Source organism: Pseudomonas sp. 1121_17 (assembly GCF_052850745.1).
The window spans coordinates 66772-80239 of record NZ_VXCX01000016.1; the positions used below are offsets into that span (position 1 = coordinate 66772).

Sequence of the window (13468 nt, forward strand, 5' to 3'; positions counted from 1 at the left end):
GACCCGTACCGTGATTGCCCATTCCGTCGATGATCCGCTCTACTACCTGCATAATTTTCGCCAGGTGCTGGGGTGGGTCGCCCAGCGTTACCACGATCTGCTCGATGAATCCGAGCACACTTTTCTGATTGCGTTCGAGCGCCTGCCGCAGCCCGCTCAGGCGCTGCTGGTACGAATGGTGATGCGCAAAGGTGAGCTGTTTCGCACTGACAAGCTGACCTATGCCGAGATTGGTGATGCCCACTCAGCCCTGCGACCGCTAGTGGATCTGGGTTGGATCTGCGAGCGCGCACCTCTGACCCTTGAGCAGTTGTTTGCCTTGCTGCGCAAGGACGAACTGGCAGCATGCTTTGCCGCGCAATTGGCCAGGCCTCGAGCAGCCAAGGCTGATCTGCTGCTGCAGCTGCAAGCCCTGCAACTGGAACCAAGGCCGCTGTCCCAATGGTTCGCCGGCTTTGACGTGAAGGTCATCCACTGGCGATTGCAGCCGCTGTGTGATCGGTTGCGCCTGCTGTTTTTTGGCAACCTCTATCAGGATTGGTCGGACTTCGTGCTCGCCGATACCGGCGTGCTGCGCTTTGAGAAGGTCCCCTTCAGTGATGACTCGCGCGCCCTGTGCAAACGTGCCGAAGTCGACCTGGCCATGGCCCTGCATCACTGCGCCGAGCGCCTGGAGCAGGGCGAGGCACCGGCAACCTTGCTGGCGGAACTCGATGGCCTGCACAGTGACAACCCCTGGCTGGCGCGGCGGCGCTCGCGGTTGTTGTTCAGCGTTGGTCAGCATTGCGAACGTCTGGCCGAATGGGAGCTGGCATTGGCGGTCTACGAGCAGAGCCGGCACCCTGAGGCACGTATTCGCCAGGTGCGTGTACACGAGCGCAGCGAGCAGTGGAGCAGGGCGCATACGCTTGCGGAGCAGATGGCCAGTGCGCCTGCCAACCCGCTCGAAACGCAGGCCCTGGCGCGCATGTTGCCGCGTCTGGCGCGCAAGCTCGGCGGGCCACCGACGCCGCGGCGGCAGGCTGGCGCGGTTACCCTCCTCGAACTCGAACTGCCCGCCGAGATGGCTGCGCTGGGTGTGGAGCGGGCCGTGCAGGAGCACCTGGCACAGGAGGGTGGCTCGGTGCACTACGTCGAGAACACCTTGTTCAACAGCTTGTTCGGGCTGCTGTGCTGGGAACCGATCTTCGCGCCCGTGACCGGGGCGTTTTTTCACCCGTTTCAGAGCGCGCCGCAGGACTTGCATGACGCTGACTTTCGCGAGCGCCGCAGCGCACTGTTCGACAGCTGCCTGGGGCGGCTCGATGATGCCAGCCATGGCGAGTTGATCCGCGCGTGTTATCAGGCCAAATATGGCCTGCAGTCGCCGTTCGTGTTCTGGTCGATGCTGCCCGCGGAGCTGCTTGAACTGGCCCTGAGCTGCCTGCCGGCAATGCATCTGAAACAGTGCTTCCTGCGCTTGCTGCAGGACATCCGCAACAACCGCACAGGCATGCCTGACCTGATTCAGTTCTGGCCGGAGCAGGGCAGCTATCGCATGATCGAGGTCAAAGGACCGGGCGATCGGCTCCAGGACAATCAACTGCGCTGGATCGAATTCTGCCGCGAACACGGCCTGCCGGTTACCGTCTGCCATGTGCGCTGGGCGGCTGCCCAGGCATGAGTTATACCGTCGCCGTGCGCGCCTTGTGCGAATTCAGCGCCAAGGTTGGCGACCTCGACCTGCGCTTTACCCCATCACCCACTGCGCAGGAGGGCATCGCCGGCCATCGCCGGGTAGTGGCACGCCGCGAGGTGGGTTATGAAGCTGAAGTCAGCCTGCAAGGCCAATACCTCAGCCTGCAGGTGCGTGGCCGCGCCGATGGTTATGATCCGGCGCGCAACCGCCTCGAAGAAATCAAGACCCACCGCGGTGATCTGGCGCGCCAGCCTGCCAACCATCGACAGTTGCATTGGGCGCAGGCCAAGGTCTACGCCTGGTTGCTGTGCCAGGCGCGGCAGTTGCCCAGCATCGACGTAGCGCTGGTGTATCTGGATGTCGACAGCGACCGCCAAACGCTGATCAGCGAGCACTACAGCGCAGCAGACCTGCAGCTGTTTTTCGAGGTTCAATGCCAGCGCTTTCTTGCCTGGGCACAGGCACAGGAGCAACGTTTGCAAGCGCGCGACCAGGGCTTGCAGGCAATGAGTTTCCCCTACCCGCAGTTTCGCCAGGGCCAGCGCCAGTTGGCCGAGACACTGTACAAGGCCGTCAGCACCGGTCGCTGTCTGATGGCCCAGGCCAGTACCGGCATCGGCAAGACCCTTGGCACCTTGTTTCCATTGCTCAAGGCGGTGGTGCCGCAGCAGCTCGACAAAGTGTTCTTCCTGACCGCCAAGACCCCGGGGCGGGCACTGGCCCTGGATGCCCTGCGCCAGCTCACCGCTGCCAGCCCGCAGTCGGCTCTGCGCAGCCTTGAGCTGATCGCTCGGGACAAGGCCTGTGAATATCCGGGCAACGCCTGCCATGGCGAGTCGTGCCCACTGGCCAAAGGCTTTTACGATCGCCTGCCGACTGCCCGCGAGGCCGCTGGCGCTGTGCCGCTGCTGGATCGCGAAGCGTTGCGCGAGGTCGCGCTGGCGCATCAGGTGTGCCCTTATTATCTGGGGCAGGAGATGGCGCGCTGGGCTGACGTGGTAGTGGCGGACTACAACTATTACTTTGATGCCCACGCATTGCTGTTTGGCCTCGCGCAGCTCAATCATTGGCGCGTGGCAGTGCTGGTGGACGAAGCACACAACCTGGTCGAGCGTGGTCGGGCGATGTACAGCGCCAGTTTCGATCAGGGCCAGTTGCTGACGCTTCGGCAAAGCAAACCGCAAGGGCTGAGCAGCGCGCTGGATCGGCTCAACCGCCAATGGAATGCCCTGCATAAAGACCAGCGTGTACCGTATCAAGCCGGCGAGCGCCTGCCAGAAGCCTTTATCGGGGCGTTGCAACAATGTGTTGGCTTGATCCAGGAGCAGCTCAACCAATCGCCGCTGGGCATTGATCCGCTGCTGCTGCAGTTTTTTTTCCAGGCCCTGCAGTTCACGCGCATTGCCGAGCTGTTCGACGAGCACTTCCTGTTTGATGTCAGCGTGCGTAATGGCCCGCGTAACAGACGCCTGAGCACGCTGTGCCTGCGTAATGTGGTCCCGGCCCGCCTGCTTGGGCCGCGCTTGAGCGCTGCGCGCAGTGTCACGTTGTTTTCTGCCACGCTCAGCCCTCGGCATTACTATGCTGATCTGCTTGGGATGCCGGCCGACACGGCCTGGCTCGATGTTGCCGCGCCGTTCCAGGCCGAGCAATTGCAGGTACGCATCATCAGCCAGGTGTCGACGCGTTACCGCGAACGGCAGGCGTCACTGGCGCCTATCGTCGAGCTGATCGCCGAGCAGTACCGCAGCAAGCCTGGCAACTATCTGGCCTTTTTCAGCAGCTTCGAGTACCTGCAACAGGTGGCTGCACTGCTTGCCGAGCGCTATCCGCAGTTGCCGCGCTGGGAGCAGGCCAGCGGCATGGACGAAGCTGCGCGCGAAGTGTTTCTGGCGCGCTTTGTCCCGGATGGCGAGGGCATTGGTTTTGCGGTGCTTGGCGGCGCATTCGGAGAGGGCGTCGACCTGCCGGGGACCCGCTTGATCGGCGCATTTGTTGCCACGCTGGGTCTGCCGCAGGTCAACCCGATCAATGAGCAGTTCAAGCAACGCCTGGGCCGGCAGTTCGGCGCCGGCTTTGACTACGCCTATCTGTACCCCGGCGTACGCAAGGTAATCCAGGCCGCAGGGCGGGTCATTCGTGGCGATCAGGACCGCGGCGTGTTGCTGTTGATTGACGAGCGCTTTGCTGAAACACGTGTTCAGCAGATGTTTCCCAAATGGTGGCAGATAGCTAGCGAATAATCCCGGCAGGCCCCATCGCACGGCATTGCAACTCCCAGTACACTGCGTGTTCCAACACTCACATTCGTTGAACTCGAGGTTTCTGCATGACGCTCAGTCCTTTGGCAGGCAAGCCGGCTCCGGCCAGTGTGCTGGTCGATATTCCCCGCCTGTTGACCGCCTATTACACCGGCCGCCCTGATGCGTCCGTGGCAGCCCAGCGCGTGGCCTTCGGCACCTCGGGGCATCGCGGTACGTCGCTTGAGTTGAGCTTCAATGAGGCGCATGTGCTAGCGATCACCCAGGCCATCTGTCTGTACCGTGCGCAGCAAGGCATCGACGGGCCGCTGTTCATTGGCGCCGACACCCATGCGCTGTCGGCGCCGGCGGCCGCCAGCGCGCTGGAAGTGCTGGCCGCCAACGGCGTGCAGGTGATGCTGTCCAAGGACGATGAGTACACCCCAACGCCTGCGGTGTCGCACGCGATCCTTTGCTACAACCGCGGCCGCCAGAGCGGCCTGGCAGATGGCATTGTCATTACCCCGTCGCACAATCCGCCGCAGAGCGGTGGGTTCAAGTACAACCCGCCCAATGGCGGGCCGGCCGACAGCGACGTGACCAAGTGGGTCGAGGCCAAGGCCAACGAACTGCTTGGCGCAGACCTGGCTGGGGTAAAGCGCATGGACTATGTGCAAGCGCTGCGAGCGCCCACTACCCAGCGTCACGACTACTTGGGCAATTACGTCGCCGACCTGGAAAACGTGATCGATTTCGAGGTAATCCGCTCGGCCAACCTGCGCCTGGGCGTCGATCCGCTGGGCGGTGCCGGGGTGCGTTACTGGCAGGCGATTGCCGACCACTACCAATTGAACCTGGAAGTGGTCAACACCGAGGTCGATCCGACCTTCCGCTTCATGTGCGTCGACTGGGACGGGCAGATCCGCATGGACCCGTCTTCGCCGTACGCCATGCAGGGCCTGATCGGCCTACGCGACCGCTTCGATGTGGCCTTCGCCTGCGATCCTGATCACGACCGCCACGGCATCGTCACCGCCGATGGCCTGTTGCAACCCAACAACTACCTGGCCGTGACCATCGACTACCTGTTCCGCAACCGCCCGCAATGGCGCAGCGATGCTGCAGTGGGCAAAACCGTGGTCAGCAGTGGCTTGATTGACCGCGTAACTGCAGCGCTTGGCCGCACCCTTTACGAAGTGCCAGTCGGTTTCAAGTACTTTGCTGCGGGTCTGTTCGACGGCTCGCTGGGCTTTGGCGGCGAAGAAAGTGCCGGCGCCTCGTTCCTGCGTCGCGACGGATCGGTCTGGGCCACGGACAAGGACGGGCTTATTCCAGCCTTGCTCGCTGCGGAGATGACTGCCCGCACCGGACGTAACCCGAGCCAGGTCTATGCCGACCTCACTGCGAAGCTGGGCAAGCCCTACGCAACCCGAGTCGAGGCCAAGGCCGATCCACGGCAGAAAGCCCTGCTGAGCAAGCTGGCTCCCGAGCAGGTGACATCTACTGAACTCGCGGGCGAGCCGATCGAGCAGATTTTGAGCCACGCGCCGGGTAACGCTCAGGCTATAGGCGGGCTCAAGGTAATGACGGCCAACGGCTGGTTCGCTGCGCGGCCCTCTGGCACAGAAGACATCTACAAGATATACGCCGAGAGTTTTATCGATGAGGCGCATTTGCAGCGCTTGGTCAAGGAAGCTCAGGTGCTGGTGGATGCGGCTATCGCCTGACAAGCGAGCTGAGTTGAATATCGAAAGCAGAGAAGGGGCCTTGTGCCCCTTTTTTGTGGGCGAGCCTTGCGGCCTTCAGAGAAGTGGCGTTGCCGCCAATCATCGGCAATTTACATAGCCCCCTAATCAAGGCTTTGACATTCACTGCCTAAGCAGTAATATTTGCACACACATTTGTCTGAGCTGGGGTGCAAGCCAATGTCGCATTTCAGTCCTGAAAACTTTCAGACCTGCACGATCGGCATGCTGTTGGGCCGAGCGGCGCTGCTCAAGGACCGCATTCTTGACGCGCATCTCGAGGGTGAAGGGGTTACTGCCGCGCAATTCAAGGTGCTGATCATCGTCACTCAGTACCAGGTCGACACCCCGGCCGAGCTGTGTCGCTACCTGGGCCTGGACAGCGGTTCAATGACGCGCATGCTCGACCGCCTCGAACACAAAGGGCTGATCCTGCGCAATCGCTGCCCTGACGACCGCCGTCAGGTGCGCCTGGCGCTGACCGCCGACGGTCAGCGCCTGGCCGATCGCGTGCCCGAAGTCGGCGCAGCAGCAATGAACGAACTGGTCGGCGTGCTCCAGCCTGAAGAATTGCAGACCCTCGAAGGCCTGTTGGCCAAGGTCCTGCTCAATGCCGGCGACCCTCTGACGATCCGCCGCTTCGGCGATCGTTGATCCCTGTTACGAATTCCCCAAGGTACTGTCATGGCCACTCCTGCGGACACAACCCAATCTTCCCCGGCTCCCGAAAATTCGCGCAAGCGCAAGACCTGGCTGCTGGCCGTGCTCTTGCTGGTGATACTCGGTGGCGCTGCTGCCTGGGCCTGGTACAGCCTGGTCGGGCGCTGGCACGAGAGCACCGATGACGCCTACGTCAACGGCAACGTAGTGGAAATTACCCCTCTGGTGACCGGCACCGTTACCAGTATCGGCGCCGACGATGGCGATCTGGTGCAGGCCGGCCAGGTATTGCTGCAATTCGATCCCGCCGACAGCGAGGTTGCCTTGCAGTCCTCCGAGGCCAAATTGGCGCGTACCGTGCGCCAGGTCCGCGGCTTGTACAGTAACGTCGACTCGCTCAAGGCGCAGATGCAAAGCCGCGCTGCGGAATTGAAGAAAGCCCGCGATAACTACAACCGGCGCAAGGTCCTGGCCGACAGCGGGGCGATCTCCCGTGAAGAAATCTCCCATGCCCAGGATGACCTGAGTTCCGCGCAAAGTGCCTTGGACAGCGCCCAGCAGCAGCTGAACACCAGTACTGCGCTGGTCGACGACACGCTGTTGGCCTCGCACCCGGAAGTGATGGCTGCCGCTGCTGATGTACGCCAGGCGTATCTGGATAACGCTCGCACGACCTTGGTTGCACCCGTTACAGGCTATGTTGCCAAGCGCACCGTGCAGTTGGGCCAGCGCTTGCAGCCGGGCACTGCGACCATGGCCGTGATCCCCCTGGATGAGGTGTGGATCGACGCCAACTTCAAGGAAACCCAGCTGCGCAATATGCGCATCGGCCAGCCGGTAGAGATCAGCGCCGACCTGTATGGCAGCGACATCAAGTACACCGGTACCATCGACAGCCTCGGCGCCGGTACCGGCAGCGCGTTTGCCTTGCTGCCTGCGCAAAATGCCACCGGCAACTGGATCAAGATCGTCCAGCGGGTGCCAGTGCGTGTGCACCTTAACCCCGAGCAGCTGCGCGATCATCCGCTGCGCATCGGCTTGTCGACGGTGGTTGAAGTCGATCTGCACGATCAGACCGGCCCGACCCTGGCGCAACAGCCTCCGCAACAAGCCAGCTACAGCACACAGGTGTATGAGCGCCAACTGGTCGACGCTGACCGGCTGATCGCGCGCTTGATCCATGACAACAGCGCCGCAGGCAAGACGGCCCAGCGATGAACGGCAACGGGGCTGCGCAGTTCACTCCGCCAAGCCTGCTGCTGACCACCATTGGTCTGTCGCTGGCGACGTTCATGCAGGTACTCGATACCACCATCGCCAACGTCGCCTTGCCGACCATTTCCGGCAACCTCGGTGTCAGTTACGAGCAGGGCACTTGGGTGATCACCTCGTTTGCGGTGAGCAACGCGATTGCCTTGCCGCTGACCGGCTGGCTAAGCCGGCGTTTTGGTGAGGTCAAGCTGTTCATCTGGGCGACGCTGTTGTTCGTGATGGCGTCATTTCTGTGCGGGATCGCCCAGTCGATGCCTGAGCTGGTTGGCTTTCGCGTGTTGCAGGGGGTGGTCGCCGGGCCGCTATACCCGATGACTCAGACCTTGCTGATTGCAGTGTATCCACCGGCCAAGCGGGGGATGGCGCTGGCGCTGCTGGCGATGGTGACGGTTGTTGCACCGATTGCCGGGCCGATCTTGGGCGGCTGGATTACTGACAGCTACAGTTGGCCGTGGATTTTCTTCATCAACGTTCCAATCGGCCTGTTCGCCGCTGCCGTGGTGCGCCAGCAGATGCGCACGCGACCGGTAGTGACCAGTCGGCAACCGATGGACTACATCGGTTTGATCACCTTGATCATTGGGGTGGGGGCGTTGCAGGTGGTGCTCGACAAGGGTAACGACCTGGACTGGTTCGAGTCGTCGTTCATCATCATGGGCAGCCTGATCTCGGTGGTGTTCCTGGCCATCTTCATCATCTGGGAACTCACCGACCGCCACCCGGTGGTGAACCTGCGGCTTTTTGCCCATCGCAACTTTCGCGTCGGCACCATCGTGCTGGTTGGCGGCTACGCAGGCTTTTTCGGCATCAACTTGATCCTGCCGCAATGGCTGCAGACGCAGATGGGCTATACCGCCACCTGGGCCGGGCTGGCCGTGGCGCCGATTGGCTTGCTGCCGGTGATCATGTCGCCTTTCGTGGGCAAGTATGCGCACCGCTTCGACCTGCGAGTGCTGGCAGGCCTGGCATTTCTCGCGATCGGCGCCAGCTGTTACATGCGCGCCGGCTTCACCAGCGAGGTGGACTTCCAGCACATTGCCCTGGTGCAGCTGTTCATGGGCATCGGCGTGGCGCTGTTCTTCATGCCGACCTTGAGCATTCTGCTGTCTGACCTGCCCCCGCAGCAGATCGCCGATGGCTCAGGCCTGGCGACATTCCTGCGGACCCTGGGCGGCAGTTTTGCGGCATCGCTGACAACCTGGATCTGGATTCGCCGGGCCGATCAGCATCACGCCTATTTGAGCGAGCACATCAGCCAGTACGATCCCGCCACTCGGCATACGCTCGAGCAACTGGGGGGCGCCAGCCCGCAGAGCTACGCGCAGCTTGAGCAGATCGTCAACAGCCAGGCCTACATGATGTCGACGGTGGACTACTTCACCCTGATGACCTGGGTATTCGCCGGCCTGATCCTGTTGGTATGGTTTGCCAAGCCGCCGTTTACGGCCAAGGCCGGGCCGGCCTCTGCGGGGCATTAGTTGTCAACTCAGGCAAGCAAGCGTTAGCCTTGTGCCATCAGTCGCCCAGGGGCAATCGATGGACAAGGTTATCGTGATTACCGGCGCCAGCCGTGGCATCGGCGCTGCTTCAGCGCGGCTTGCCGCTGAGCAAGGCTATCGTATCTGCATCAATTATCATGCTGACGATCAGGCAGCCGAGCGCATCCTTGCCGAGGTCCGCGAGCGCGGTGCCGAAGCGATTGCCGTGCGTGCCGATGCCAGTGTCGAGGACGAGGTCATCCAGCTGTTCCAGCGCGTTGACCATGAGCTTGGGCCGGTAACGGCACTGGTAAACAACGCTGGTACCATTGGCCCGCAGAGCCGCCTGGAAGACATGTCCGAGTTCCGCCTGCTCAACCTGATGAGAACCAACGTGGTCGGGCCAATGCTGTGCGCCAAGCACGCGTTGCTGCGTATGGCTCGTCGGCACGGCGGCCAGGGTGGGGCGATCGTCAATGTGTCGTCGTTGGCGGCGCGCCTTGGTTCACCTGCGGAGTACGTTGATTATGCTGCGTCGAAAGGCGCGTTGGATACGTTCACCATTGGCTTGGCCAAAGAGGTGGCCGGCGAAGGCGTGCGCGTCAATGGGGTGCGGCCCGGTTATATTCACACCGGCTTTCATGCGCTCAGCGGTGATGCCGAGCGCGTGCACAAACTTGAGGCAGGGTTGCCGATGGGGCGCGGTGGCCAACCAGAGGAAGTCGCCGAGGCGATTCTCTGGCTGCTGTCGGATAAGGCGTCCTACTCGACCGGCAGCTTTATCGAACTAGGCGGCGGGCGCTAGCCGAAATCCCCGTCATTCAGGACCGGCTTGCGATGGTGCTGACGCCGCCAACAGTTGACTGACGCGTTGGGCCAAGGTCTTAAGGTCAAAAGGTTTGAGCAGTATCTGCGAATCTCTCGGCAGTGAGTTGCCAGGCAGTCTCTGCGGGTCGTAGCCGGTGATGAAAAGCACGGGGGTATGGGGTGTCAGCTGATGGTAGGCGGCGGCAAGCTTATACCCATCCAGGCCTCCAGGCAGGCCGATATCAGTGATCAACAGGTCGGACTGCAGTCCATTTTGCAAAGCTGCCAGTGCGGCTGTGCCGGTATCGAACAAGCGCACGCTGTGACCGAGTTCTTCAAGCACTTCGCTGATCACCGTGCGCATGGCTGGCTGGTCCTCAACTACCATCACCAGCCGACCAGGCTGAACCGCTGCGACCCGTTGCAGTTGTGCTATGTCCTGCCCAGAGGCAGGGATAGGGATTTGATGGCGGGGCAAGTAGAGCTGGACACAGGTGCCTTTGCCCAAGTCACTGTGAATAATGACCTGTCCCCCGGACTGGCGCACAAAGCCATAAACCATTGATAGCCCGAGCCCGGTGCCATGTCCCTGCGGCTTGGTCGTGTAAAAGGGTTCAAAAGCACGCTGGATTACTTGCCTGGTCATGCCTGTGCCGTTGTCGGTGATTGCCACACGTACGTAATCGCCAGCAGGCAGATCAAGCCTCTGCGCCAACTCGCTGCTACAGGTGTAATTTTCCCCGCTGATTTCGATCAAACCGCCACTGGGCAATGCGTCGCGCGCGTTGATACAAAGGTTGAGCAATCCACTCTCAAGTTGCGGCGGATCAACAAAAGTCAGCCAGAGGTCATCGGCGAAACGGCTGCGCAGTTCAATCGTATGGCCGATGCTTTGATTCATCAGATCGGTGAGGTCTGCCACGAGCTGATCTACCCTGGTCGCCTGTGGCAGCAAGGTCTGTTTGCGTGAAAAGGCCAGCAGCCGGTGTACCAGCGATGACGCGCGCTGCGCAGAACCATTAGCGGTCTCGAGCAGATTTTCCAGCTCGGTGAAGCGGCCTTGGTCGATCCGTTGCTTAACTAATTCGAGAGCGCCAAGGACCGCGCCAAGCAGATTGTTGAAGTCATGCGCGATGCCGCCACTTAATTGCCCCACTGCTTCCATTTTCTGCGCCTGGCGCAGGGCTGTTTCAGCCTCGCGCAGGCGTTGCTGGTTGAGCACACGCTCGCTGACGTCATAGGCAAACAGGTACGCGCCCTGAATAACGTCCGCTGCATCGCGCAGTGCGTTAAAGCGCAGCTCAAAGTAACGCTTGCCTGCCCCCCGGCCAAATGCCTCGACTACGGTCAATCGCTCACCCGCTAGCGCGCGCTGCCAGAGCGGCATTATCAAGTCGCGATCATCGAGGTTTGCGGCCATGCTCTCGGGCATGTAGTGGCCAATTCGCGGCATTTGCCCGTAGAGATGGTGAAAATCCAGCCGGGCCTGGTGATTGATCGCCATCCACCGCAAGCTGCAGTCAATGACATGCACGTTGGCTATGCTGTGATCGACCAGTTCGGCAAACAGACGTCGTTCGGCTAAGGCCGCACTGGAGCTGAGCTCCAGCTGCTGATTGAGTTGCTGCAAAGCTGCATCGGCATGGCGTTGCTTGGTGATGTCTTTGAACAACACGGCAACCTGGTGGGAGTCTGTTGGCTCGATCCGAAAACAGGTAATTGCGAGGATTCTGCCTGTCGCGTCCAGCGTCTGCTCGAGCTGCTTTGGCTCACCGGAGCGCAAGACCTGGCCGTAGAACTCGACCCAGAAGTCCGCCTGACGGGGGGCCAACTGGCGAATAGTTCTGCCCAGTGGGTCGATCCCGGCATGGGTGAAGCAAGCTGCATTGGTCAGTACATGCCGATAGTCGCTCAGTGGGCCTGCCGGGCCGTCGAAGAATTCAATGATGCAACAGCCCATGTCCATGGTGTCGAAGACAAAGCGATACAGACTTTGCTCGCTTGACTGGCGCTGCGCGAGTTGTGCTTCAAGGGCGTTGTTGCGTTGCTGCAAGGCGTCCAGTTGCTGGCGCAAGGCACGCAGTCGAGGGTCGTGCATATGTGCATCCTGCGCTATATCTCACTGCGCAACTGTAGCTTGACCGGTCGGTCACCGCTAGAACGAGCTCACAATTCGCCCCAAGGTTTCCATGGCTTTCTCGGCGCTCGCATCCCATGGGCTGCCGTAGTTCAAGCGGATGCAGTTGCCGAAGCGCCGGGTCGGCGAAAAAATCGGCCCAGGGGCAATACTGATGCCTTGTGCGGCAGCCATGTGAAACAGCTTTAGCGCATCCATTTGCTCTGGCAGCTCAAGCCACAGGAAATACCCACCAGAGGGCTGGCTGACCCGCGTCTGTGCCGGGAAGTAGCGCGCAATCGCTGCCAGCATGCTCGCCTGCTGACCCTCCAGCGCATAACGAAGCTTGCGCAGGTGACGGTCATAGCCGCCGTGCTGCAGGTAATCGGCGATGGCCGCCTGCGCAGGCATGGATGCGCACAGCGAGGTCATCAATTTGAGCCTCTCTACCTTCTGCGCAAAGCGCCCGGCCGCGACCCAACCAATGCGATACCCGGGCGCCAGGCTTTTGCTGAACGAGCCGCAGTGCATTACCAGGCCATCGGTGTCGAAGGCTTTGGCCGGTTTGGGCGCTTGCTGCGAGTAGTACAACTCGGCATATACGTCGTCTTCGATGAGCGGCACTTTATGGCGCCGCAGCAGCTCGACCAACTCCTGTTTCTTTTGGTCGGGCATGCTCGCACCGACCGGGTTCTGGAAGTTGGTCATGCACCACACCGCCTTGACCGGGTGCTTGTCCAGGGTCTGCGCAAGCACTCCAAGGTCCATGCCTTCACGCGGGTGTACGGGGATTTCCACAGCCTTGAGCTTGAGCCGCTCCAGTACCTGCAGGCACGCATAAAACGTCGGCGCTTCGATGGCCACCAGGTCGCCTGGCTCGGTGACTGCCTGCAAGCACAGGTTCAATGCCTCAAGCGCGCCATTGGTGATCAACAGCTCTTCCATCGGCAACATCAGCCCGGCGACCATGTAGCGCAGGGCGATTTGCCGGCGCAGTTGCGGGTTGCCTGGCGACAGGTCGGTGACCGCCATGCGCGGGTCCATCGCGCGGCTGGCGCTGGCCAATGAGCGCGACAGGCGTTGCAGTGGGAACAACGCAGGACTGGGGAATGCCGAGCCAAACGGGACCGTGTTGGGGTCTTTGATCGAGTCGAGGATGGAAAATACCAGCCCGCTGACGTCAACCTCGGTTGACTCGCTGACTGGCGCCATGATCTGCGGCTCACTCATCTGCTGCGGCGCATGCACATTGACGAAATAGCCCGAGCGCGGTCTGGCACGGATCAAACCTCGCCGCTCGAGCAGGTAGTAGGCCTGAAACACTGTCGACGGGCTGACCCCGTGGGTCTGGCTGGCGTAGCGCACAGAGGGCACACGCTGGCCAGGGCCGAGTACCCCGGAGCGGATCAGTTCAGCAATGTCATCGGCAAATCGTTCGTAGCGTTTCATGGGCGGTCGGCAGGCATGGTGAT

The 13468-nt window shown here is 61.4% G+C and carries 9 protein-coding genes; 7 read left to right on the forward strand and 2 right to left on the reverse strand.

The features are described 5' to 3' along the window. The first annotated feature begins 10 nt into the window (after positions 1-10). From FW789_RS22395 to FW789_RS22425, 7 genes are all read left to right on the forward strand, one after another. The gene (locus FW789_RS22395; RefSeq protein ID WP_411563051.1) at positions 11-1663 is read left to right on the forward strand and encodes a VRR-NUC domain-containing protein; all 1653 of its coding nucleotides are present in this window, start codon (positions 11-13) and stop codon (positions 1661-1663) included. Further along, positions 1660-3921, forward strand: a complete 2262-nt coding sequence (locus FW789_RS22400; protein WP_411563052.1) for an ATP-dependent DNA helicase — start codon at positions 1660-1662, stop codon at positions 3919-3921. Before FW789_RS22395 ends, FW789_RS22400 begins: the two co-directional genes overlap by 4 nt. Positions 3922-4007: 86 nt before the next feature. Continuing rightward, the gene (gene pgm, locus FW789_RS22405) at positions 4008-5645 is read left to right on the forward strand and encodes a phosphoglucomutase (alpha-D-glucose-1,6-bisphosphate-dependent) (protein ID WP_411563053.1); all 1638 of its coding nucleotides are present in this window, start codon (positions 4008-4010) and stop codon (positions 5643-5645) included. A gap of 198 nt (positions 5646-5843) precedes the next feature. After that, a complete protein-coding gene (locus tag FW789_RS22410) occupies positions 5844-6317 on the forward strand; it encodes a MarR family winged helix-turn-helix transcriptional regulator (protein ID WP_101323035.1) in 474 nt (157 codons plus the stop codon). Between the two features lie 30 nt (positions 6318-6347). After that, positions 6348-7541 (forward strand): HlyD family secretion protein, encoded by a 1194-nt coding sequence (locus FW789_RS22415; RefSeq protein ID WP_103437529.1) that lies wholly within the window; start codon positions 6348-6350, stop codon positions 7539-7541. Then, positions 7538-9073 (forward strand): DHA2 family efflux MFS transporter permease subunit, encoded by a 1536-nt coding sequence (locus tag FW789_RS22420; RefSeq protein ID WP_103437528.1) that lies wholly within the window; start codon positions 7538-7540, stop codon positions 9071-9073. The genes FW789_RS22415 and FW789_RS22420 overlap by 4 nt, the downstream gene beginning before the upstream one ends. 58 nt (positions 9074-9131) lie before the next feature. Further along, positions 9132-9878, forward strand: a complete 747-nt coding sequence (locus FW789_RS22425) for an SDR family oxidoreductase (protein ID WP_181107549.1) — start codon at positions 9132-9134, stop codon at positions 9876-9878. A 12-nt stretch (positions 9879-9890) separates the two neighbouring features. Here FW789_RS22425 and FW789_RS22430 read toward each other — a convergent pair whose 3' ends face one another. Together FW789_RS22430 and mapR are read right to left on the reverse strand one after the other, a co-directional pair. After that, positions 9891-11978 carry an ATP-binding protein gene (locus tag FW789_RS22430; RefSeq protein WP_446432065.1) on the reverse strand — a complete coding sequence of 696 codons (2088 nt, stop codon included), beginning with the start codon at positions 11976-11978 and terminating at the stop codon, positions 9891-9893. 57 nt (positions 11979-12035) lie between these two features. Then, entirely contained in the window at positions 12036-13445 is a 1410-nt protein-coding gene (gene mapR / locus FW789_RS22435) for a GntR family transcriptional regulator MpaR (RefSeq protein WP_446432066.1), read from the reverse strand. Between the last annotated feature and the right edge of the window lie 23 nt (positions 13446-13468).